Origin of the sequence: Cystobacter fuscus DSM 2262 (assembly GCF_000335475.2) — a bacterium.
Lineage (GTDB): Bacteria > Myxococcota > Myxococcia > Myxococcales > Myxococcaceae > Cystobacter > Cystobacter fuscus.
Map to the genome: position 1 here is coordinate 396,560 of NZ_ANAH02000001.1, position 22,146 is coordinate 418,705.

Here is a 22,146-nt window from a genome sequence, read left to right on the forward strand (position 1 = left end):
GTCACACCTTGTCCGCCGGGACCGGAGTGGTCCCGGCGGGGTGGACCAGCGGCGCGGCGGCCTCGGGTGAGCGCACCATCCTCAGCCCGCCTTGCGAATCTTCTCCGCCGACGGCACCACCTCGAGGAAGCGCACCGGAATCCTGTCCACCAGCCGCTCGGTGTACTGGGTGAACAGGCGGTAGAGCACCGGCAGCAGCACCAGCGTCAGCACGCACGCGGAGATGGTCCCCGCCACGATCACCACCGCCAGCGGCTTCTGCGTCTCCGAGCCGATGCCCCGGCTCAAGCACGCCGGCACCAGGCCCAGCGCCGCCAGCGACGCCGTCATCAGCACCGGCCGCAGGCGCTCGGTCGCGCCGTTGAGGATGGCGGATTCCAGCGGCTCGCCCGCCTCGCGCCGCTCGGCGATGGCCGACATCACCAGCACCCCGTTGAGCGCCGCCTGGCCGATGAGCGCGATGAAGCCCACCGCCGCCGCCACCGACAGCGGCATGCCCGCGAGGAACAGGCCGAAGACTCCTCCGATCAGCGCGAAGGGCACGTTCATCAGCGTGATGACCGCGCGGCCAAACGAGTTGAACGCCTTGAAGAGCAGCAGCAGCGTCAGCACGAGCGCCACCGGCACCACCGTCAACAGCCGGTTCATCGCGCGCTCCTTGCTCTCGAACTCGCCGCCCCACTCGATGCCCACCCCCTGGGGCAGGGGCACCTCGCTGGCCACCTTCGCGCGGGCCTCCTCCACGAACGAGCCCATGTCGCGCCCACGCACGTTCATGCGGATGCCGATGTAGCGCCGGCCATTCTCGCGATTGATGGACGCGCGGCCCTCACCGCTGCCCACCCGGGCCAGCGCCTCGAGCGGCACCGTCACGCCGCCGTCCACCGGAACGCGCAGCTTGCGAATCTTCTCCACGTCGTCGCGGCTGGAGGAGGGCAGACGCATGACGACGTCGAAGCGCCGCTCCCCGTCCCAGAACTCGCTCACCGGCTGGCCGCTGAGCGCCGTCTGCAGCACGTGCTGGAACTCGCCCATGTCCATGCCGTAGCGCGCGAGCGCCACCCGGTCCGGCGTCACCTGCACCTGCAGCACCGCCGCGCTCTTCACCAGGCCCAGGTCCGCCACGCCCTCCACGTGGGAGATGCTGCCCTTCACCTTCTCCGCCAGTTCCTGCAGCGCCGCCAGGTCGTCACCGAAGAGCTTCACGGCGATCTGCCCCTGCTGGCCGGAGATGCTCTCGTTGACGTTGTCGCCGATGGGCTGGCTGAAGTTCACCTCCAGGCCGGGGATGCCGTCGATGGGCTTCTTGAGCGCGTCCATCACTTCGTCGAGCGTGGGCGTCTCCTTGGGCCACTCGTGGGGCGGCCTGAGCTTGACGAAGAACTCCAGGTTGTTGGCCAGCTTGGCGTCCGTGCCATCCTCGGGGCGGCCCAGGGCGGAGAGCACCTGCTCCACCTGCGGCGCCTGCTCGATGAGCTGGGTGATGCGCGGCACCAGCTTGCGGCCCTCGGTGAGGGAGACGTTGGGGGGCAGGCTGAAGGTCATGTAGATGCTGCCCTCGTTGAGCGCGGGGAGGAACTCGCTGCCCAGCCGCGGCACCATCACCCCCGCCACCACCAGGCCCGCCGTGGCCACGCCCAGCACCCACGCGGGCCGCTTCAGGGCGAACCTCAGCGTGGGGCCATAGGCGCGCTCGGCCAGCTTCAGCACCGGGCTCTCCTTGTGCCGGGCCCCCTTGCGGTAGACGAACGAGGCGAGCACCGGCACCAACGTCACCGAGAAGACGAGCGCGCCCACCAGCGCCGCCACCACCGTGTTGGCCATGGGGCTGAAGATGCGCCCCTCCACCCGCTCCAACATGAAGATGGGCAGGTAGGCCGCGATGATGATGAGCATGGAGAACACCGTGGGCCGCACCACCTGGGAGGTGGCCTGGCGGATGCGCTCCTCCACCGGCACGTCCTCGCGAGCCGCCCCATGCCCGTGGTCCAGCGCCAGCTTGAGCAGGATGCTCTCGATGATGACCACGCCGCCGTCCACGATGACGCCGAAGTCCACCGCGCCCAGCGACAACAGGTTGGCGGACATGCCTCGCATCTTCAGGTAGATGAACGAGCTGAGCAGCGAGAGGGGAATCAACGTCCCCACCACCAGCGCCGCCCTCAGGTCCAACAGGAAGATGAAGAGGACGAGCGTCACCACGATGCCGCCCTCGAGCAGGTTGTGCCCCACCGTCTTGAGAGTGGTGTTCACCAGGTCCGTGCGATCATAGAAGGGCTCCACCTTCGCCCCGTCCAGCTCCAGGCGGTGGTTGATCTCCCCCACCGCGTCACGCAGGCGCGCGAGCACCTCGGAGGGATTCTCCCCGCGGCGCATCAGCACGATGCCCTCCACGGAGTCGAGGTTGGAGCCACGGCTCACCACGCCCTGGCGCGGGGCCCAGCCGTCCGCCACCTCCGCCACGTCCTTGATGAAGACGGGCGTACCGTCATGCGTGGCCACGCGCACGTCGCGGATGTCGTCCAGGGTGGAGAAGAGGCCCTGGCTGCGGATGACGAGCTGCTCGGCACCGCGCTCCAGCACGCCGCCCGAGGCGTTCTTGCTGCCGCTCTGGAGGGCCTTCTCCAGATCATCCAGCGTCAGACCGAACGAGGCCAGACGCGCCGGATCCGGCTGCACGTGCACCTCGCGCAGCAGGCCACCGATGGACACCACGTCCGCCACGCCGTTCACACGCAATATCATCGGGCGCACCACCCAGTCCTGCAGGGTGCGCAGCTTCATGGGGTCCCCCTTCGCGCCGCTGAGCGTGTAGCGGTACACCTCGCCAATGGGCGTGGCGTAGGGCCCCAGCTCCGGGGTGATGCCCTCGGGCAGCTCCACTTCACGCAACCGCTCCAGCACCTGCTGGCGCGCCGCCAGTCCGTCCACCCCGTCGTTGAAGGTCAGGGTGACGAAGGACAGCCCGAAGAGCGACAGGTTGCGCAGCCGGTTCAGACCCGGGGTGCCATTGAGCGCGCGCTCCAGCGGCAGGCCAATCTGCCGCTCCACCTCCTCCGAGGGCTGGCCGGGAAAGAGGGTAATCACCTGCACCTGCGTGTCCGTGGGGTCCGGGAAGGCCTCCACGGTGAGGCCCTGGAAGCTCACCCAGCCCCAGATGGCGACCAGCACCGAGAAGAAGAGGACCGCGGCCCGGTTCTTGAGTGAGAAGTCCACGATTTTGTCGAACATGGATGTGTCTCCGGTGCGCGGCTAGTTCGCCAGCTCGATGGTGTTCTCCAACAGCAGCGCACCTCGGGCGACGTAGCGGCTGCCCGTCTCCAACCCAGCGCGCAGCTCGACCTCACCGTCCCGTCGGCGGCCCGTCGTCACCGCCACGCGCTCCAGCCTTCCGGCCTCCCGCGCCACGAAGACGACCGAGCGTCCCCCGTCCGTCACCACCGCACCCGCCGGCACGCGCACGCGCTTCACGTCCGCGGGCGCCTCGGGCGTCACCTCCATGAAGGCATTGGGGCGCAGCACCCGGTCCTCGTTCACCACCCGCACCCGCACCTCCACCGTGCGCCGCCGCGGATCCACCACCTCCGAGACCCGCTCCACCGTGCCGCGCCGCTCCACTCCACCCGACTGCGTGCGGACGATGGCCGCCTGGCCCTCGCGCAGGTCCGCGGCGTCTGACTCCTGCATGTCCGCGAGGACCAGCACCTCGCTCAGATCCGAGACGCGCACGAGCGGCTTGTCGCGCTCCGGCGTCACCTCCTGGTTGGACACCACGTCCAGGTCCACCACCGTGCCCGCGCGCGGCGCCGTCACCCAGAAGAGATTGTCGCCCTCGGCGGACACCGAGAGGCTCGCGCGCTTGGCCCGAGCCGCCTCCAGGGCCAGCTTCGCCTGGCGCAGCTCGGCCTCGGCGGCCAGCAGCTCCTTCTCCGGCGCGGCCTGCAGGTTCACCAGCTCGCGCAGCCGGTCCGCCACGCGCTGCTTGTCCGCCACCTCCGTCTCGGCGCTCTTCTGCTCGCGATCCAGGTCCGCGAAGGCCGCCGAGCGCACGGAGAAGAGCCGGTCTCCCGCCTTCACCCGATCACCGATGCGCACGCGCACCTGATCCACCCGGCCCGCCAGGGGCGCGCCCATGGAGGCGGTACGGTGCTCGTCCAGATCCACGCGGCCGGGCGCGGGCAGCGGCGCGAGCGCGGACGCCTCCGCGGCCACCGCGAGCTCGATGTACTGCCACTGCGGCCCCTCCGGGGGCAGGTGCACGCTCTCGCCCTTGATGGCGAGACCGGGCACGGGCGCGGGCTCGGCCTCGGCGGTCGAGGGGCGGCCAAACACCACGCCCAGGGAGATGGCGGCGCCCACGCCGAGACCGGCGGCGGCGAGCAAGAAGGGACGGCGGGGAGGACGGGAGGAGGAAGCGGTCATGGGGGACTCCGAAGGGGGAGAGAGGTGGAAAGGGGGTCAGAAGTGCTCGCCGAGCTCCGGCGGCGACTTGGGACCGGCCGAGCGCACACGGTCCAGGTCCAGCGAGAGGCGGAAGGCGGCGAGATCGATGTCGGCGGCATCCAGCAGGAGCTGGCCGTAGGTGCGCCGGGCGAGCAGCAGGTCCTGCAGCGAGGCCCCACCGGCCTTCACCGCCGCCTCCAGCCGCTGCACCAGCGCGGAGGCCAGGGGCAGCGTCTGCTGGCGCACGCGCTCGCGCCGGGCCGCCACCGCGTCGCGCTGGGTGGTGAGGGATTGGGTGTCGCGCTCGGCCTGGGCGGTGAGCTGCATCCGGGCCTGCTCGGAGGCCTCGGCCTGGGCGCTCGCGGCGAGCGCGTCCGCCTGGCCATGATCGAACACGGGCAGGGGAAAGGAGAGGCTGACGCCCAGCGAGTCGCGCTGGTTGCCGGAGATGAGGAACTGGTCGCGCAGATAGCCCACGCGCACGGTGGGGTCCGGAATCCAGCGCCGCCGGGCGAGCGTGAGCGAGGATTGAGCGCCACGCCGCTGGGCCTCCAGCGACAGCAGGTCGGGCCGCTGTTCCACCTCGGAGGGCGGGAGCGGACGCGACAAGCGAGAGGAGAGGAAGTGGCTCGCGGCCTCGCGACCGCCGAAGGGCGAGCAGGACAGTCCCACCGCCCGCGAGCATGCCAGCAGCGCCGCGGCCAGCCGGCTGTGCTCCTCGACGAGCTGCCCCTGGAGCTGAGTCTCCTCCAGCGTGGCCCGGTCCACGTCCAGGCCCGCGGTGTCGCCTCGCTGCGCCCGGACGCGTTGCAGCTCCGTCAGCCGCGTGGCGTCCTCGGCCAGGCGCTCCAGCTCGGCCAGACGCACCTCGGAGGTGGCCACCTCCGCCGCGCGCTCCAGCACGTCATAGGTACGCTCGCGCAGGCTGGATTGCACCTCGAGCGCGGTGGAGGCCAGGGCCGCCCGGGCCGCGTCGCCACGGGGGCCGCGCTTGCCCAGCTCGATGAGCTCGGAGATACCCACGCCCGCGTTGGGCACCTGCGTCAGCCGATTCAGCCCCGGCGGGTTGGTGGGCCCCACGGCGATGGTTCCGACGGAGAGATCCATCTCGGGATTGGGGAGCTGGCGCGCGCGTATCAGCTCGGCGCGCGCGGCGACGATGCGGGCACGGGCGGTGGCGAACTCGGGCGAGCGCGCCCACAACAGCGCGGCCATGCCGTTCTCGTCGGGCAGCGAGGCCAGGGGCAGGGAGGACGAGGCGGCGGGCGCTGGCGCGGCGGTGGGGGAGTCGGACTGGGCGAGGGCGGGGGTGGCCCCGAGCAACAGGCAGGAGACGAGCAGCGGTGGAACACGACGCACGAAAGGGGCTCCCGGTGGGGTTCGGGGGAGTCCCTGGGCAAGCCGCGTGCCCGCGCCATTTCAAGTGATTCCGCGAGGTTGGGCCTCACGGTCACTGCAAGGATCTTGAAGTGCCGGCCAGACTTCAAAATCCTTTCATTGAAGATTCTTGAACCGCCCGGTGCCAGGCCGTGGTGGCGAGCAGGCCGAGACACGGGGGGCGGGACGCCAGAAGTGGCATTCACCGGGAGAGAAGACGAAATTGCGCGCGTCCCTAGCTGGAGTTCGAACCATGACCGCACGCCGTCCGCTGTTGGCCGCCACCCTCGCCCTGGGCCTGCTCGCTGGATGCAGCCGCAATGCACCGCCCCCGGCTTCGCAGCCCTCCGAGTCTGGTGGGACGCCGCCCGCGCAGACCGACAAGCCCGCCACCGAGACGCCCACCCCGCCGCCCGCCGACACCCCGCCGGCCGGGAGCAATGCGGCGGAGACCGCCGCCACCCAGCAGAGCGCCACCTATTACGTCCGGGACAGCGGCATCCGCTGCATCGCCCCGCCCTGCCCGGCCTTCATCGCCACGCGGGTGGACAAGCCCGACGAGGACGGGCTTCAGGTCACCGAGTTGGATCTCAACGCGTTGGGCCTCAGCCAGGAGAAGGTTGACAGCCTGATGGAGGCGACCCACACGGCTCCCGGAATCAAGGTGGAGGCCATCCTGGGCATCGGCGCGAGCGTCGGCCCCGCTGGCCACGCCAAGATCCTGCGCATCAGCCGGGTCCTCGACAGCAAGTAGTCACTGGCTTCGCGGTGCACGACCTCCGGCCCTCGGTACACGGGCACGGAGGTCTCGTGCACCGGGTCACCCCCCCTCTGGGGTTGGCTCGGTGTCCATGTCCCATTGCTCCGGCGAGAACATGCAGACACCGTTGCCCGCGTCATCGGTGCTCACGCAGAACGAGTTCACACACGAGGAGGGGCCTGACAAGGAGCAGCGTCGGCGGCACCGGCCCTGGACGCACGCGGAGTCTTCCGGACAGCTCGCGTCGCCCTCGTGTCCACAAGGCTGGACGCACCGGCCCTGGGCTCGCCCCACCAGGGTGAGGAAGGGCTCCGTCTCGCAAACCTTACCGTCGGGACAAGACAGGTCGCTGAGGCATGAGCGTCCCAGAACCACGAGGCACGCCGACACGCCGCCCTCCAGGCGAACGCACTCCTGGTCCTCGGCGCACACACGGCCCTCACACGTGGGCAGGCACACGGGCCCCTCGGGGTCTCCGCGAGCGCAGAAGAAGCCCTCGGAACACGTTCCCTCCTCACCGGGTACACACCGTCGGCCGCACCAGCCGGAACCCGCGCAAACGAGTCCCTCCCCACAGGCCCATTCCCTCGAGGCCAGCAGAGGATCCCGAATGCATCGTTCCCCCTCCTTGCGCGAGCCCACGAAGACACACTGGCGCAAGGCCATCCGCCGTCCACGCACGGGGATGGCACGGCAGACGTTTCCATAGGGCGCGCACCACCGATCGGATTCACATCCACTGGTCGTGCATCTCCGCATCTGGTAGCGCGGATCGTGAAAACACACGAGCGGAGGATCACACTGCTCATCCCCCTGGCATGGCTGGAGCAGGGTCGGCCGTTGACGGGCCTCCGCGGGCGGCAACCAGGAAGCGACGTGCCACCCCTCGACGAACAGCTCAGCGGGGGCCCGGTGCCAGAGCAGGAGGACTCCCACCAGTGGGAGAATCAACAACGATGCGGCGGAGATCCCCAGCACGACGCGCCACTTCGTCATCGACGCGTCCTCTCGCTCGAATCCAACAGTCCATCCCTATCTAGCGGCTGTGCTCGCCCGTGCTGGTACATCACGCGGACCATGTTACCTCTCCAGTCAACCCGGCGCACCATTTCACCCGCCAGGACCAGAAACCGAGCGGTAACATGTGCACATGGCCACAGGGCACAACGATCCCAAGGTTCGGACCAGCACCCACTCTGTGGTTTCTCGAGCCCACCCCACCAGAAAGAGCGAAGCACGGGCGGCATTCCTGGTCATCCTGCTCGCCAGCATGGGCACCAGCGGTTGTTACGCGGACGCCAATTGCACGCCCGCGGATACGACCCATAGCTGCTGCGTGAAGAACAACCCCAAGAAACCTGAAGCATGCGACGGGATCGAGGGAGAGGGAGGCACGGCCTTCCGGAGTTCCTCCACCCCTCAACAGGTCAAGACCTCCAGCGGCAAGGGTCCAATGATCGCCGTCGCGACCGTCGCGACCGCCGCGGCGGCAGGGACCGCGGCGGTGCTGGTCAACATGAGCGATGCCGTCCAGTTCAAGAAGCTACAGGCGGAGTTGGACAGGGTGATGGAGGAGTGTGTGGATCTGGCGGACCGGATCATCGATTCGCGACGACCCAAAGGCGAAATCCTCGACTCGGTCAGATGCAACGAAGAGGTGGGAAGAGACGCCAACGGGAAACGGGTGACCCGCGCCATGCAGTTGGGCAATGAGAAGCACCAAGAAGCATCCAGCTGTGTCGAAGAGAAGCTCAGCAGACTTATCGAGGGGCAATTCAGCATCGAGCAGCGTTACCAGTACAATCCGTCGACGAAGAAACTCAGGCGCGTGAGCACAGAAGAAGAACAACGCTTGATACGGCAGGGACGGAAACACGAACTCAGGGGCACGTTGAAGCCGGATGTCGTCATCCACTCAGGAGATCCAACACAAGCCCGGCTTGTCTACGACTTCAAGTTTCCCTGCGGGGACGACAAACCTCCCACATGGCGCATCTACGAACAAGGCCCTTACCGAGACAAAACACAAGGGCGAATATACGAGAATGCGTTCGGTGTACAGCCTGGGCGCGTCGCGCCCGGTAGAAAGGGCGTCATTCGATGATCGAGCAATACCCGAGGATCAGACAATACGACGATCATGGCCAGTTGGATCTACGTGAGGGGCTGATCCTCTGCTTTTTCATGCGTCGTCCGCACAATGAAATATCACAAGCCGTCATGCGCGCCCTGGACATCTACCTCGATGCGGTAGGACCCGAGAAGCTAGGCTGGTCCCTGGAGCCAGAGAGTGACGACGACCCCGATGAAGAGGGCGTCGAGACGGTCATGCGACCACTGGACAGCGGGCAGTGGGCAAGAGTTCGAGAAAAATTGCGTGATCCCATCAGTTGCCTCCTCCAACTGGAAGAGCATAAAAGCCAAGTGGGGGGATTCCATGTCGAGTACTACGGCAGACAACGCACCACCCTCGAACGCCCTGCTCGGTCACAAACCGTTAGCGCGCTGTCCTTCTGGTTGCCCACGGAGTACCTGGAGGAGAAGGGCCCCTCGCGCGTCAGGGACATGGCCGTGGCAATGGCTCGCGAGCTTCCCATCAACTCAGGCTATGTCAGTCTCGCCTTCAACTACCTTTTCAGGTTCCGAGATGTCGTCCACGCGGTACACGAGCATTGCTTCCGCTACCCGGGGCTGGATGTGCATGACCTGAGCGACGCGTCCATGGAACTCGGCACACGGGTTCGAGGGGCGTACTGGTTGAACTTCTACGGACAGCCGCTGCTCGGACAACTCGGAGGGGCGGAAGGTCTTCGCCAGCGACTCGATTCACCCCAGGTCTCCGTCGAAGAACTCGGGGAAGGAAAGGTGTTGGTGGCGCTCGGGACAGAACCAACGACAGGGGAAGTGGAACAGAAGGGCGAGTTACATCCGTATCGGGCCCTGGCCCGGGTGCTGGAACCCTTTCTGCATCAGGAGAAACCGGACTGGTTCAGCTTCTCCCTGGAGCAACTGCGTCATTGGGAACGCCGATTCACGACCTGATAAACCGGGGCGCCCTCGAAGTCCTGCTTCCCGAGGGTGACTCCCGCCGATCTCAGAAGGCGTACACCACGGTCACGTGGAAATAGAGATTCGGCAGAACACACTGGAGGACGAAGGCCCGGGGATTCTCGAAGACACGAGCCTCTCCTGGCCTGGCCACCGAGACGGGCCGCTCTGGCGCGGCGTCGATCTCCTCCGGAGAGAGGGTCTCCAGATAGCCGAGCGCCTCCTGATGCATCGACGATGCCCGGTGCGAACGGGTGGAATACTGGAGACCCGAGGATGGAGCACCCGACAGGGTAGGTGACTACCGCCTCGTCAGGGGACTGCGCATCGACCCATCCCAGGCGGGTGATTCGGACATCTTCCGGCCCAGGGGTTGGAGTTCCGTCCTGCTCGTCTCCGAGCGGCTCAAGCAGGCGCTGGAAGACGAGCAGCTGGGCGGTATCCGCTTCATCGAGGTCTGAGCCCCACCGTGAGTAGAGTGAGGGTCCGCCATGGCCTCCTGGACCCCGCTCACCACCCGGCTGTCGGACGCGCTCGGCTCGCTCTCGGCGCGCCTGCTCGTGGCCTTCCTCCTGCCCACCCTGCTCTTCCTCGCCCTCACCGGCACGGCCGTCTACGCGCTCGCCCGCGGCATCCTCGAGGACGAGCTGGGCACGAGCCTCACCGCCATCGCCGCGGCCACCGCCACCCAGGTGAGCGGCGAGCGCATGCTCACCATCGAGCCGGGGGACGACACCACCGGCACGCGCACGTGGCGCAACCTCGTGCGCCTGCTCACCGACGTGCGCGCCGCCAGCGGCGTGCGCCGCGTGTACGTCGTGGACACCCGCGGCCAGGTGCGCGCCGACGTGGGCGGCGGCCTCCCCGTCGGCACCGAGGTCCCCGAGCTCGCCCGCGACCGGCTCGAGCTCTCCCGCGTCTTCTCCGGCGAGCGCGCCGCGAGCCAGGTGCTCTTCCAGGGCTCCGACGGCCTGCTCTACAAGACGGGCTACGCGCCCGTGCGCCGCGAGGGCGAGGTGGTGGGCGCCGTGGCGGTGGAGGGCAGCGCCGCCTTCTTCGGCCCGCTCGCGCGTCTGTCCCGGGGCTTCGCGGCGGCGAGCGCCGGCGCGCTCGGGGTGCTCGCGCTCGTGGCGCTCTTCACCGCGCGCGGGCTCGCCCGGCCCTTGAGCCGGCTCATGGACTCGGCGCTGCGCATCGGCCGGGGCGACCTGACCACCCCCGTTCCCCCCGAGCCCACCCGGGAGATCGGCGTGCTGGCACGCGAGCTGGAGGTGATGCGCGGGGCGCTCGAGGGCCGAGACCGGCAGCTCAAGTTGATGCTCGCGGGCGTGGCCCACGAGGTGCGCAACCCCCTGGGTGGCATCTCGCTCTTCTCGGGCCTGCTCTCCGAGGACCTGAAGGCGGGCGCCACCCAGGAGGCCGCCGGGCACGTGGCGCGCATCCAGCACGAGGTGGACTACCTGCAGCGCATCGTCGAGGACTTCCTCGCCTTCGCCCGCGAGCAGCCGCTGTCGCGCGCGAGCGTGGCGGCCTCGGAGCTGCTCTGGGAGGCGCGGGGCCTGCTCACCTCGGACGCGGTGGCGCGGCAGGTGGAGGTACGCGTGGACGCGGAGGAGGCCGTGCTGGAAGCCGACGGCAGCCTGTTGACGGCCGCGGTGGTGAACCTGGTGAAGAACGCCGTGCAGGCCACCCCTCCCGGCGGCCTCGTGCGGGTGACGGGCCGCGGCGAGGGCCCCCACTACACCATCCGCGTCGAGGACCCCGGCGCGGGCGTGCCCGAGGCCGAACGCGAGCGCATCTTCGAGCCCTTCTTCACCACCCGGCAGAAAGGCACGGGCCTGGGCCTGCCCCTGTCGCGTAAGATCGCCCGGGCACACGGCGGCGACCTGCGCCTGGTCCCCACTCCGGGGGTGACTTGTTTCGAACTCACCCTTCCCCGGGCCGCTCCACCGCCTCCTCATTGACCCGGCGGGCCAGCACCTGCCCGCCCTGCCCTCCAGAGAGGAAATGAAGTAGGGAAAGGACCTGTTGCGCGGACGACAGCCTGTCCCACGCGGCGACCACCCCCCCCACCACAGGTTATAAGGGAGATCCAAGGGGGCCCGGACAGGCAATAGGTGGATGGCTGCTCGGTGAAAACCATCTCCTCAACTCAGCGGAGGCCTCCTCCTCGTGTCCTTGCCATCGGATAACGATCTCTCCTCGCCCGGCGCCCTGCACGCGCTCTTCGGGGGCGGGGGTCACGAGCAGCGGCTGGACACCGAGCGGGAACAGTTCCGGCTGCTCGCCGAGGCCCTGCCGCAGATCGTCTGGACGGCCCGGGCCGATGGGGTCCAGGACTACCTCAACCGGCGCTGGTTCCAGTACACGGGCATGTCCGCCGAGGAGTCCCGGGGTGACGCCTGGATGCGCGCCTTCCACCCCGATGATCTGCTGGAGTACGAGCAGCGCTGGCGCCACAGCCTCACCACGGGCGAGCCCTTCGAGGCGGAGTCGCGCTGCCGCCGTCTGGACGGGGTCTGGCGCTGGTTCCTCGCCCGCGCCATCCCCGTGCAGGACCCCCAGGGTCGCGTCATCCGCTGGTTCGGCACCTGTACCGACATCGACGACCAGAAGCGCACCTCGGACGTCCACAGCTTCCTGGCCGAGGCGAGTTCCCTGCTGGCGCTCACGCTGGACCCGGAGGAGACACTGCGCAACTTCACCCGCCTGGCGGTGCCTCGGCTGGCGGACTGGTGCACGGTGGACCTGGTGGGAGTGGACGAGAGTGTGGAGCGCGCGGCGGTGACCCACATCGACCCGGCCAAGGAGACCCTGGCATGGGAGCTGGCGCGCAAGGTGCCGGCGGACCTCCAGAGCGCCTCGCGGGGGGTGGGCCAGGTCATCCGCACCGGCGAGTCGGAGCTGCTGGAGCTGGTCTCCGACGAGCTGCTCGCCAGCCTGGTGCGCACTCCGGACGAGCTGCGCCTGCTGGGCGAGCTCGGCCTGCGCTCCTCCATCATCGTTCCCCTGGTGGTGCATGGGCGGACGCTGGGCGCCATCACCCTCGCGCAAGCCAGTGGCACCCGGAACTTCTCCGCCGCGGACCTGCCCCTGGCCGAGGAGTTCGCGCGCCGGGCCGCGCTCGCGCTGGACAACGCGCGCCTGTACCGCGAGAGCCAGGAGGCCGTGAGCCGCGCCCAGCACGAGCGCTACCTCGCCGAGCAGGCCCGGGCGATGCTCGACACGCTGCTCGACGCCGCCCCCGCCGGCATCGCGCTGTTCGATCGGATGCTGTGCTTCGTGCGCGTCAACCGCACCCTGCGCGACATCAACCGCCTGTCCACGGACGACCCGGCCTTCTCCGATGCCATCTCCACGCAGGGCCCCGGGGCGACGCTCGTGGTCAAGTCGCTCGTCAAGGCGCTCGAGACGGGAGAGACGCAGACGGTGGAGTCCACCACGCGGCTGCCCAATGGCGAGGAGCGGGCGTGGCTGGCGCGCTACGCGCCCGTGCGCTCGGCGGAGGGCAGCACGCTGGGCGTGGCCACCGTGGTGCTCGACATCACCGAGCGCAAGCGCGCCGAGGCCGAGCGCGAGCGCCTCATCGCCGCGCTGGAGCGCAGCAACCAGGATCTGGATCAATTCGCCTACGTGGCCAGCCATGACCTGAAGGCGCCCCTGCGCGGCATCGCCAACCTGTCGCAGTGGATAGAGGATGACCTGCAGGAAGTGATGACCGCGGAGACGCGCGAGCAGATGCGGCTGTTGCGCGGGCGCGTGCAGCGCATGGAGGCGCTCATCAACGGCATCCTCGACTACAGCCGCGCGGGCCGGATGCGCGGCCGGCCGGAGCGGGTGGACGTGGGGCGGCTCATCACGGAGTGCGTGGAGCTGCTCGCGCCACCCGAGAGCACGCAGATAGAAGTGGCGCCGGACATGCCCACGATGCGCACCGAGCGCGTGCCCCTGCAGCAGGTGTTCCTCAACCTGCTGAGCAACGCCCTCAAGCACGCGCAGGGGGCCGAGCCGCGCATCCGCGTGGGCGTGCGCCCGGCGGACGGCTTCTGGGAGTTCTCCGTGGAAGACAACGGGCCGGGAATCGCACCGGAGTACCATGAGCGCATCTGGGGCCTCTTCCAGACGCTCCGGGCGAGGGATGAGATGGAGAACACGGGCATCGGGCTGTCGGTGGTGAAGAAGAGCGTGGAGGCGCGCGGCGGGCGCGCCTGGCTGCGCTCCACGCCGGGGCGGGGTGCCACCTTCCTCTTCACCTGGCCCGGCCACATGCCGGATGAGGGAAGGTGATGGTTCCCCTGAAGATGCTCAACATCCTCCTGGTGGACGACGACTCGGTGGACGTGATGAACGTCCAGCGTGCCTTCAAGAAGAGCAACATCCAGAGCGCCCTCTACGTCGCGAGCGACGGCAAGCAGGCGCTGGACATGCTGCACGAGGGCCGGGTGCCGTCGACCAACCGGCTCATCCTGCTGGACCTCAACATGCCGCGCATGAATGGCCTGGAGTTCCTGCGCGCCATCCGCGCGGATCCCGACCTGTCCAGCACCCCTGTGGTGGTGCTCACCACATCCAACGATGACCGGGACCGGGTGCAAAGCTACGCCCACCATGTCGCCGGCTATCTCCTCAAGCCCGTCACCTCACCGGCTTTCGTGGAGTTGATGACCGCGCTCAACGCATACTGGGCACGAGTGGAGTTGCCGTGAGAGCCGAGGGGCACATGGAGGATCAACGGCTGCGCCTGCTGGTGGCGGATGACGACGAGGTGGACCGGCTCGCGGTGCGGCGCGCCCTGCTCAAGGCGGGGCTGAGCGCGCAGCTCGTCGAGGTGGCCGACGGTGCGTCCGCGCTCGCGGCGCTGCTGCAACAATCCTTCGACTGTGCCCTGCTCGACTTCCAGATGCCCGGCCAGGACGGGCTGCAGGTGCTGCGCAAGGCGCGCGCCGCGCTGGTGGAAACCCCCATCATCATGCTCACCGGCCAGGGGGACGAGCAGACGGCCGTGGAGCTGATGAAGGCGGGCGCCACCGACTACCTCGGCAAGTCGGCGCTCACCGCCGAGCGGCTCTCGCACCTGTTGCGCCAGGCGCTGCGGCTGCACGAGGCCCAGCAACAGTACCGCACGCTCGCCGAGGTGCTGCCCCACACCATCTGGACGAGCCGCCCGGATGGGCACATGGACTACCTCAGCCACCGGGGCCTCGAGACCATGGCGGTGCCCGAGGCCAACCCCTCGCGGTGGATGGAGGCGGTGCACCCGGAGGATCTGCCGCGCCTGCGCGAGCTGTGGCAGCGCAGCCTGAACACGGGCGAGCCCTTCGAGGTGGAGAGCCGCCTGCGCGGCCCCGAGGGCGGCGACCACTGGCACCTCATCCGGGCCCACCCCATGCGCGACTCCCGGGGACGGGTGCTGCGCTGGTTCGGCACCAACGCGAACATCGACGGCCAGCGGCGGGCCCAGGAGCGCATCTCCCGGCTCCAGGCCGTCACCGCCGCCCTCTCCGAGGCGCTCGCCCCGCGCCAGGTGCTCGACGTCATCGTCACCCAGGGACTCGTGGCGATGGACGCCCAGGCGGGCGCGGTGTGGCTCGTGTCCGAGGACAACCAATCCCTCGAGGTCGTGGGCCCCTCGCCCCATGCCCGCGAGCTGGCCCGGGGCCTGGAGCGCCTCACGCTCGACACCGCCGTGCCGGTGGCCGAGGCGGTGCGCCAGGACCGGCTCGTCACCTACGCCACGCGCGAGGAGCGGGACCGGCGCTATCCACTGCTCGCCCGGCAGGGGCTGCCCTTCGAGGCCTCGGCGGTCATCCCCCTGCGCGGCAGCCGCGGCGTCATGGGCGCCCTGGTGGTGGACTTCACGCGCCGGCGCGTGCTGCCCCAGGACGAGCAGGAGTTCTTCCTCGCCCTGGCGCGGCAGGGGGCCCAGGCGCTCGAGCGCGCCCGCCTCTACGAGGCCGCGCAGCAGGCACGCGCCGCCGCCGAGGCCAGTGAGACGCAGTTGCGCCACGTGCTCGCCGAGCGCGAGCGCATGGAGGCCACGCTCCAGGAGCGCGACGAGCGGCTGCGCGCGGCCCTGTGGGCGAGCAGCACCGGCACCTTCCGGTGGGACTTGCGCACCGGGGCCCTGGAGTGGGACGAGAACCTGGATCAGCTCTTCGGGCTGCCGCCGGGGCGCACGGTGCAGAGCATCGAGGACTTCCTGTCGCTGTTGCACCCCGAGGAGCGCGACGAGGCGCGGCGGCGCACCGAGGCGTGCGCGCGCGAGGGCGCGGACTTCGACATGGACTTCCGCGTGGTGTGGCCGGACGAGCGCCTGCACTGGCTCAACTGCAAGGGCAAGACGTTCGTGGACGCGGGCGGGCGGCCGCTCTACATGACGGGCGCCTGCGTGGACATCACCGTGCAGAAGCAGCAGGAGGCCGAGGCGCGTCAGCTCGCCGAGTTCGAGCGGCAGATCCTCGGCATCGTCAGCCACGACTTGCGCAACCCCCTGAGCGTCATCCGCATCTCCGCCTCCACCCTGCTCGCGCGCGAGGGGCTGGACGAGCGGCAGAGCAAGAGCCTCACGCGCATCATCACCGCCACGGACCGCTCCACCCGCCTCATCCGAGACCTGCTGGACTTCAGCCAGGCGCGGCTCGGGGGCGGCATCCCCGTGGAGCGCAAGCAGATGGATCTCTTCGAGCTGACGCGCGGTGTGGTGGAGGAGCTCGCCGCGAGCCACCCGGAGCGCGAGGTGGAGATCAGCCAGGAGGGCGAGGGCGCGGGGGACTGGGATGGAGACCGGCTCGCGCAGGTGCTCGGCAACCTGGTGGGCAACGCGTTGCAGCACAGCCCCGCGCACACCCCGGTGCGCGTGCGCTGCCAGGGCGAGCCCTCCACGGTCGTCATCGAGGTGCACAACGAGGGCTCGCCCATCGATCCCGCGTACCTGCCGGAGCTGTTCGAGCCCTTCCGCCGGGGGCGTCACGCGGGCAGTGGCGCGGGCAGCGTGGGGCTCGGCCTCTACATCACCCGGCAACTGGTGCTGGCCCATGGAGGCCGCATCCAGGTGACGTCGCGCGAGGGCGAGGGCACGCGCTTCGCCGTGCGGCTGCCACGCGGCCCCCAGACACCTCCGCCCCTACCGGGAGTGGCGAGCCGCCCCTTCAGCGGTTGAGCATCTTCCCCCCCCGGACGGTGCCTCGGCCCGGGTGGCTCACTCCGGGCGCGCCACCGCCCGGGCCTTCTCCAGCAGGCGCCGCAGCGGCGCGTCCTCGCCCACCCGCGCGAGGGCCTCGTCCCACGTCAGCCACTGCGCGCCCGTGGACTCGTTGGGATCATGCACCAGCGCCTCCGGATTCTCCGCCACCACGAGGTAGCGCACGTCCAGGTGCTGGTGCTCCGCTTCATCCTTGCGCGCGGGAATGGTGTGCACGTCCACGTCCAGGGGGCGGGGAGCGCGCGGATGGAGCACCACGCGGCAACCCGTCTCCTCCCGCGCCTCGCGCAGCGCCGAGTCCTCCATGCGGCCCGCGTCCGCCTCCTCCGCGTGTCCGCCGGGTTGCAGCCAGCGCTTGAGCTTGCCGTGCAGCAGCAGCACCACCCGCGCTCCCGCCGGGTCCACCACCACCGCGCTCCCGGTGAAGTGCGCTCGCGGCTGGACGCGGGAGAAGGGCTGCTCCAGCTCCTCGGCGAAGCGGCGCATGCGCTCCAGGTCCTCGCGCTCCCGCGCGTCCGCGGGAACGTGGTGGGACAACAGGGCGCGCAAGGAGTCCAGGGAGGCGGTCATGGGGCGCGCATTGTGCCCGCTTCGATCCCGAGTGCCAGAACGATATAGGTTCGCCCCCATGGCCCGAATCCTCGTCATCGACGACCACGACACCCTCCGAGAGGGCATGGCGGTCACCCTCACCCGCTCCGGCCACGTGGTGACCGCCGCGCGCTCGGGCACGGATGGCGTCGCCGCCTACAAGAAGACGCCGTTCGATCTCGTCGTCACGGACTTGAAGATGGATGGCATGGACGGCATCGCCGTCACGCGCACCCTCAAGGCCCACGACGCGGCCGCCGTCGTCATGGTCGTCACCGCCTTCGGCACCATCGAGACGGCCGTGCAGGCCATGCAGCAGGGCGCCTACGACTTCATCACCAAGCCCTTCACCCCGGACGTGCTGCGCGCCAAGGTGGACAAGGGCCTGGAGCTGTCGGCCACCCGCCGCCAGGTGGAGAAGCTGTCGGCCCGCACCGAGGCGCTGGAGTCCGACGCCGCGCGCGCCAGCGGTGGGCTGCTCGTGGGAGACAGCGAGCCCATGCAGCGGCTCGTCGCGCAGGTGCGCAAGGCGGCCGCCACCGACGCCACCGTGCTCGTGCGCGGCGAGTCCGGCACCGGCAAGGAGCTCGTGGCGCGCATGCTCCACCAGTACTCCCCCCGCAAGGACGGGCCCTTCGTCGTCGTGCACTGCGCGGCCCTGGCCGAGACGCTCCTGGAGAGCGAGCTGTTCGGTCACGAGCGCGGGGCCTTCACCGGCGCCGTCAAGCGCAAGCTCGGCCGTTTCGAGCTCGCCGACGGTGGCACGCTCTTCCTCGACGAGATTGGAGAAATCCCCGCCTCCGTGCAGACGAAGCTCCTGCGCGTGCTGCAGGAGAAGGAAATCCAGCGCGTGGGCGGCGAGGAGACGCTCAAGGTGGACGTGCGCGTGGTGAGCGCCACCCACCGCGACCTCCAGGCCGAGGTGAAGGCGGGCCGCTTCCGCGAGGATCTCTACTACCGGCTGCACATCGTCCCGCTGATGCTGCCGCCGCTGCGCGAGCGGCCCGAGGACATCCCCATGCTGGCGCGGCACTTCGTGACCCGGCATGGGACGCGGGTGAACAAGCGCGTGAGGGGCCTGGAGGACAGCGCCCTGCGCGCGCTCACCCGCTATGCCTGGCCGGGCAACGTGCGCGAGTTGGAGAACGTCATCGAGCAGTCGCTCGTCTTCGCCGAGGGGGAGACGCTCGCCGCCACGGACCTGCCGGCGCACCTCTCCCAGCTTCCCCCGCGCTCCGACGCCGGCCTGCCCGTGCCCACCGGCGACCGGCCCCTGCCCGACATCCTCGAGGACCTGGAGCGCCAGCTCATCTCCCGCGCCTACGAGAAGGCCGGCGGCGTGAAGACGGAGACGGCCCGTCTGCTCGGCATCAAGACGTCCGCGCTCTACTACAAGCTGGAGAAGTACGGCTTCATCTCCAAGGGCGACCCTCCCGAGGACTCCTGACGCGGGGCGCCGTGGACCCCTCCCCTCGAAAATCCACTGCCCCCGGCCTCCCCTGGCGGATTTCCACGGGACGGTGCCCCGGCCCCGCCCGTCCCCCCTGGCCGAACCCCCTGGAACCACGCGGGTTGCATGGGAAACGGCTCGCCTCGCCGTGTAGTGGCCCTGGCATCCGTCTTGCTGATAGGAATCGGGTGATGAAGCGCGTCCTGCTCGCCCTGTGGCTGTGTCTCGTGCCGGGAGGCCCCGTGTGGGCGGCCTCTGGTCTGGACGCGCCGCGGACGCAGGCCCAGGAAGCGCGCGCCCGGGTGCGCGAGTTGCGCGAGCAACAGCAGGTGCTGCGCGCGGAGTTGAACACCCTGGCCGGACGCATCGAGCAGCTCAAGGCCGGGCAGAAGGGCCGGCTGGTGGCGGGCTCGGAGCTGGAGCAGGCGCTGCAACGCTCGCAGGAGCTGTCCGGACAGCTCACGGGGCTGGCCCAGTCACTCGCCGGGGCCGAGTCCGAGGCGGAGCGGCGCCACCTGGCGTTGCACACGGCGCTCTCCGCGGAGCTCGACCGGGTGCGCGCGGCCTGGGACGCCACGAGCGATCGGCGGGCGCGGGCCGGACTGCTCGAGCGCATGCGCACCCTGCGCGCCGAGCGCGATGCGGTGCGCACCGCGCTGCCCCCCTCCCAGGTGCCGACGCTGCCCGAGGCGGCCACGAGCGATGACACCGAGGATCTGCTGGAGCAGGCGGACGCGCTGCGCGACACCGAGGACAAGGTGAAACAGCGGCTCCAGGCGCTGCGGGCCCGCCTCACCGAGGTGCGCGAGGAGCGGGAGCTGGAGCGGCGCATGAGCGACTTCCTCGGCGAGGAGTCCATGTTCGACGAGCAGGACCGGCGCCTGCGCCTGAGCATCGACTCCACCACGAGGAACGTCTCGGTGAGCGCCACCCCGCGCACCGGGCTCCCAGCGCTCGTGGCGAGGGACGAAGCCCCCGCCGGGGGAATTGGGTCGGGGGGAGTCTCGCCTCCGATGTCGCCAGGGAGCGGCACGAACGACCCCGTGGACCCGGCCCCGCCATCCGGGCCTCCGAGCGGCCCCGGCACGGGCGACCCCTACAACTACAACAACGGGACGCCCCCGGTCCCCCAGGCCATCGACAACCGCCCGCAGGTGGGCACGGTGCGTGCCCAGGTGCTCGCCAGTGACTTCCCGGAGGACGTCCGGGGCCTGGAGCAGGAAGCCGCGCGGCTCGAGTCGCTCGCTCGAGAGCTGGACTCGCGCGCGGACTCGCTGGAGCGCCGCGCGCGAGAGCTGCGCTAGCTCACCTTCCCGCGAGCCAGGGGCCTCGGATTCAATGTCCCTGCTGACGAACATGTTCGTTACGAACTTGTTTTCGACGAACATGTTCGTTAGAAGGGGGGGCATGAGTTCGACCCCACCACCCACCAGCCGTCGTGAGCGCCCAGCCAAGCCGGCGCTCACCCGCCAGAGCATCGTGAGTGCCGCCCTGGACGTGGTCCGCGAGGAAGGACTGGAGCGGCTGACCATGCGCCGGCTGGCCACCGAGCTGGATACGGGCGCGGCGTCGCTCTACGTCTACTTCCGCAACGTCGCCGAGCTACACGCCGGCGTGCTCGACGAGCTGCTGGGCACCGTCGACCTCGGCGGTGGGAAGGGCGACTGGCGAACCCGGCTCGTCGGGGTGCTGCGCTCCTACACCCAGGTGCTGTTCGAGCAGCCCAGCCTCGCCCGGTCCGCGATGGTCTCCCGTCCCTCGGGACCGCACTACCTGGCATTGCTGGAGAGGCTGCTGGCCCTCCTCGCCGAGGGCGGCGTGCCCGACGCCCAGGCGGCGTGGGGGGTCGATCTGCTCCTGCTGTATGCCACGAGCACGGCGGTCGAGCATGGCTCCCGCGGTGAGGCCGGGAACGAAGAGGACGAGGTCAACGTCCTGGCCGCCACGCTGCGCACCCTCTCGGCGGCCAGTCACCCACACATCGCCGCGCTCGGTGACGACCTGTTGTCCGGCCCCGGCACCGACCGCCTCACCTGGGGTTTCGACGTCCTGCTCAACGGAATCGCGCGCACCTCCAGACCGCGGCGCTGACGCCCCCCCCCCCCGCAGCACGACCCACCACATCGAAAGACCCTACTCATGACCGCGACCCCCTCGATCACCATCGTCGGAGCCGGACTGGGCGGATTGACCCTTGCCCGCGTCCTGACCCGCTCCGGCATCCACGCCACCCTCTACGATCTCGACGCCTCACCCACTGCCCGCCACCAGGGCGGAATGCTGGACATCCACGAGGACTCCGGCCAGCGAGCCCTGCGTGAGGCCGGGCTGTTCGAGCAGTTCCTGCCGCTGATCCAACCTGGCGGCGAGGAGCTGCGCATCCTGGACAAGAACGCGACCGTGCGCCTGGCCCACGAGGGCGGAGGGGGCCGGCCCGAGGTCGAGCGCGGCGCGCTGCGCGACCTCCTGCTGTCCTCCCTGCCCGAGGGCACGGTCCGCTGGGGCTCCAAGGTCACCGCCATCCGCGCGCTGGGCGACGGCCGGCACCAACTGACGCTGGGCAACGGGGACGTGGTCGACACCGAGCTGCTGATCGGCGCCGACGGAGCCTGGTCCAAGGTCCGTCCCCTCGTGTCGGCGGCCGTGCCGGTCTACTCGGGGCTGTCCTTCATCGAGGCCCACCTGAACGAGGCCGACACCCGGCATCAAGCCAGCGCCGCCCTCGTGGGCCGAGGCTCGATGTTCGCGCTGGGCGCGCACAAGGGAATGCTCGCCCACCGCGGAGGCAAGGGCGAGCTGCACGTCTACATCGCGCTGATGAAGCCGGCCGACTGGGCGGCCTCCCTCGACGTCACCGACCCGGCCGCCATCAAGGCCCACCTGCTGAAGCACTTCGCCGGCTGGGACGACTCGCTGCTCGCGCTGATCTCCGACGCCGACGACCACCTCGTGCCCCGGCCCATCCACGCCCTGCCGGTCGGGCATTCCTGGCCCCGGACGCCGGGGGTCACCCTGCTCGGCGACGCCGCCCACCTGATGTCGCCCTTCGCCGGGGAGGGCGCCAACCTGGCCATGCTCGACGGGGCCGAACTCGGGAGGGCGCTCGTCACCCACCCGGGCGACGTGGAAGCAGCGCTGGCGGCGTACGAGCGGGAGCTGTTCCCCCGGAGCGAGAAGTCGGCCGCCGAGTCCGCCGCCAACCTCATCGAGTTCTTCAAGCCCGACGCCCCCCAGGGCATCCTGGACATGATGGCCCGGTACGCCGCGGTTGGCTGA

General features: G+C 70.0%; 17 protein-coding genes. 12 read left to right on the forward strand and 5 right to left on the reverse strand.

What is annotated here, in order from left to right:
• Positions 1–81 precede the first annotated feature (81 nt).
• Genes D187_RS01485 through D187_RS01495 form a run of 3 tightly spaced genes read right to left on the reverse strand, consistent with a single transcriptional unit; the run spans position 82 to position 5,802 of the window.
• Entirely contained in the window at positions 82–3,231 is a 3,150-nt protein-coding gene (locus D187_RS01485; protein WP_002622153.1) for an efflux RND transporter permease subunit, read from the reverse strand.
• Positions 3,232–3,252: 21 nt separating this feature from the next.
• Positions 3,253–4,422, reverse strand: coding sequence for an efflux RND transporter periplasmic adaptor subunit (locus tag D187_RS01490; protein WP_002622154.1), 1,170 nt, complete (start codon positions 4,420–4,422; stop codon positions 3,253–3,255).
• Between the two features lie 36 nt (positions 4,423–4,458).
• Positions 4,459–5,802, reverse strand: a complete 1,344-nt coding sequence (locus D187_RS01495) for a TolC family protein (protein WP_002622155.1) — start codon at positions 5,800–5,802, stop codon at positions 4,459–4,461.
• A gap of 271 nt (positions 5,803–6,073) precedes the next feature.
• Here D187_RS01495 and D187_RS01500 point away from each other — a divergent pair, with 271 nt between their 5' ends.
• The 3 genes from D187_RS01500 (at position 6,074) to D187_RS01510 (ending at position 9,622) form a co-directional block, all read left to right on the forward strand.
• Positions 6,074–6,574: a DUF6748 domain-containing protein gene (locus D187_RS01500; protein WP_002622156.1), complete on the forward strand. Its 501-nt coding sequence runs from the start codon at positions 6,074–6,076 to the stop codon at positions 6,572–6,574.
• A 1,156-nt stretch (positions 6,575–7,730) separates the two neighbouring features.
• On the forward strand, positions 7,731–8,684 hold the full coding sequence (locus D187_RS01505; protein ID WP_162159608.1) for a hypothetical protein: 954 nt from the start codon (positions 7,731–7,733) through the stop codon (positions 8,682–8,684).
• Complete coding sequence (locus tag D187_RS01510) at positions 8,681–9,622, forward strand: type VI immunity family protein (protein WP_002622157.1); 942 nt, start codon at positions 8,681–8,683, stop codon at positions 9,620–9,622. Before D187_RS01505 ends, D187_RS01510 begins: the two co-directional genes overlap by 4 nt.
• Before the next feature lie 52 nt (positions 9,623–9,674).
• Here the strand turns inward: D187_RS01510 and D187_RS01515 are convergent, their stop codons facing one another.
• Positions 9,675–9,860, reverse strand: a complete 186-nt coding sequence (locus D187_RS01515) for a DUF1993 family protein (protein ID WP_002622158.1) — start codon at positions 9,858–9,860, stop codon at positions 9,675–9,677.
• 22 nt (positions 9,861–9,882) lie between these two features.
• Between D187_RS01515 and D187_RS01520 the strand changes: the two genes are divergently transcribed.
• The 5 genes from D187_RS01520 (at position 9,883) to D187_RS49290 (ending at position 16,787) form a co-directional block, all read left to right on the forward strand.
• Positions 9,883–10,089, forward strand: a complete 207-nt coding sequence (locus tag D187_RS01520) for an imm11 family protein (protein WP_002622160.1) — start codon at positions 9,883–9,885, stop codon at positions 10,087–10,089.
• Between the two features lie 30 nt (positions 10,090–10,119).
• Positions 10,120–11,592, forward strand: a complete 1,473-nt coding sequence (locus tag D187_RS01525) for a sensor histidine kinase (RefSeq protein WP_002622161.1) — start codon at positions 10,120–10,122, stop codon at positions 11,590–11,592.
• 208 nt (positions 11,593–11,800) lie between these two features.
• Positions 11,801–13,915, forward strand: coding sequence for a PAS domain-containing sensor histidine kinase (locus D187_RS01530; RefSeq protein WP_002622167.1), 2,115 nt, complete (start codon positions 11,801–11,803; stop codon positions 13,913–13,915).
• Positions 13,915–14,334: a response regulator gene (locus tag D187_RS01535; RefSeq protein WP_002622169.1), complete on the forward strand. Its 420-nt coding sequence runs from the start codon at positions 13,915–13,917 to the stop codon at positions 14,332–14,334. Before D187_RS01530 ends, D187_RS01535 begins: the two co-directional genes overlap by 1 nt.
• Complete coding sequence (locus D187_RS49290; protein ID WP_020917719.1) at positions 14,331–16,787, forward strand: PAS domain-containing protein; 2,457 nt, start codon at positions 14,331–14,333, stop codon at positions 16,785–16,787. The genes D187_RS01535 and D187_RS49290 overlap by 4 nt, the downstream gene beginning before the upstream one ends.
• Positions 16,788–16,826: 39 nt before the next feature.
• Here D187_RS49290 and D187_RS01545 read toward each other — a convergent pair whose 3' ends face one another.
• Entirely contained in the window at positions 16,827–17,399 is a 573-nt protein-coding gene (locus tag D187_RS01545; protein ID WP_002622172.1) for an NUDIX hydrolase, read from the reverse strand.
• A 58-nt stretch (positions 17,400–17,457) separates the two neighbouring features.
• Between D187_RS01545 and D187_RS01550 the strand changes: the two genes are divergently transcribed.
• From D187_RS01550 to D187_RS01565, 4 genes are all read left to right on the forward strand, one after another.
• Entirely contained in the window at positions 17,458–18,867 is a 1,410-nt protein-coding gene (locus D187_RS01550) for a sigma-54-dependent transcriptional regulator (protein ID WP_002622173.1), read from the forward strand.
• Positions 18,868–19,061: 194 nt separating this feature from the next.
• Positions 19,062–20,174 (forward strand): coiled-coil domain-containing protein, encoded by a 1,113-nt coding sequence (locus D187_RS01555; RefSeq protein WP_002622174.1) that lies wholly within the window; start codon positions 19,062–19,064, stop codon positions 20,172–20,174.
• 103 nt (positions 20,175–20,277) lie between these two features.
• Entirely contained in the window at positions 20,278–20,961 is a 684-nt protein-coding gene (locus D187_RS01560) for a TetR/AcrR family transcriptional regulator (RefSeq protein ID WP_043427722.1), read from the forward strand.
• A gap of 48 nt (positions 20,962–21,009) precedes the next feature.
• Positions 21,010–22,146 (forward strand): FAD-dependent oxidoreductase, encoded by a 1,137-nt coding sequence (locus tag D187_RS01565; protein WP_002622176.1) that lies wholly within the window; start codon positions 21,010–21,012, stop codon positions 22,144–22,146.

What these genes read in the sequence shown, in the direction of transcription:
- D187_RS01485 (WP_002622153.1), bottom strand. Translation starts at nt 3,231, where the DNA reads ATGTTCGACAAAATCGTGGACTTCTCACTCAAGAACCGGGCCGCGGTC.
- D187_RS01490 (WP_002622154.1), bottom strand. Translation starts at nt 4,422, where the DNA reads ATGACCGCTTCCTCCTCCCGTCCTCCCCGCCGTCCCTTCTTGCTCGCC.
- D187_RS01500 (WP_002622156.1), top strand. Translation starts at nt 6,074, where the DNA reads ATGACCGCACGCCGTCCGCTGTTGGCCGCCACCCTCGCCCTGGGCCTG.
- D187_RS01505 (WP_162159608.1), top strand. Translation starts at nt 7,731, where the DNA reads ATGGCCACAGGGCACAACGATCCCAAGGTTCGGACCAGCACCCACTCT.
- D187_RS01510 (WP_002622157.1), top strand. Translation starts at nt 8,681, where the DNA reads ATGATCGAGCAATACCCGAGGATCAGACAATACGACGATCATGGCCAG.
- D187_RS01515 (WP_002622158.1), bottom strand. Translation starts at nt 9,860, where the DNA reads ATGCATCAGGAGGCGCTCGGCTATCTGGAGACCCTCTCTCCGGAGGAG.
- D187_RS01525 (WP_002622161.1), top strand. Translation starts at nt 10,120, where the DNA reads ATGGCCTCCTGGACCCCGCTCACCACCCGGCTGTCGGACGCGCTCGGC.
- D187_RS01535 (WP_002622169.1), top strand. Translation starts at nt 13,915, where the DNA reads ATGGTTCCCCTGAAGATGCTCAACATCCTCCTGGTGGACGACGACTCG.
- D187_RS01545 (WP_002622172.1), bottom strand. Translation starts at nt 17,399, where the DNA reads ATGACCGCCTCCCTGGACTCCTTGCGCGCCCTGTTGTCCCACCACGTT.
- D187_RS01550 (WP_002622173.1), top strand. Translation starts at nt 17,458, where the DNA reads ATGGCCCGAATCCTCGTCATCGACGACCACGACACCCTCCGAGAGGGC.
- D187_RS01555 (WP_002622174.1), top strand. Translation starts at nt 19,062, where the DNA reads ATGAAGCGCGTCCTGCTCGCCCTGTGGCTGTGTCTCGTGCCGGGAGGC.
- D187_RS01560 (WP_043427722.1), top strand. Translation starts at nt 20,278, where the DNA reads ATGAGTTCGACCCCACCACCCACCAGCCGTCGTGAGCGCCCAGCCAAG.
- D187_RS01565 (WP_002622176.1), top strand. Translation starts at nt 21,010, where the DNA reads ATGACCGCGACCCCCTCGATCACCATCGTCGGAGCCGGACTGGGCGGA.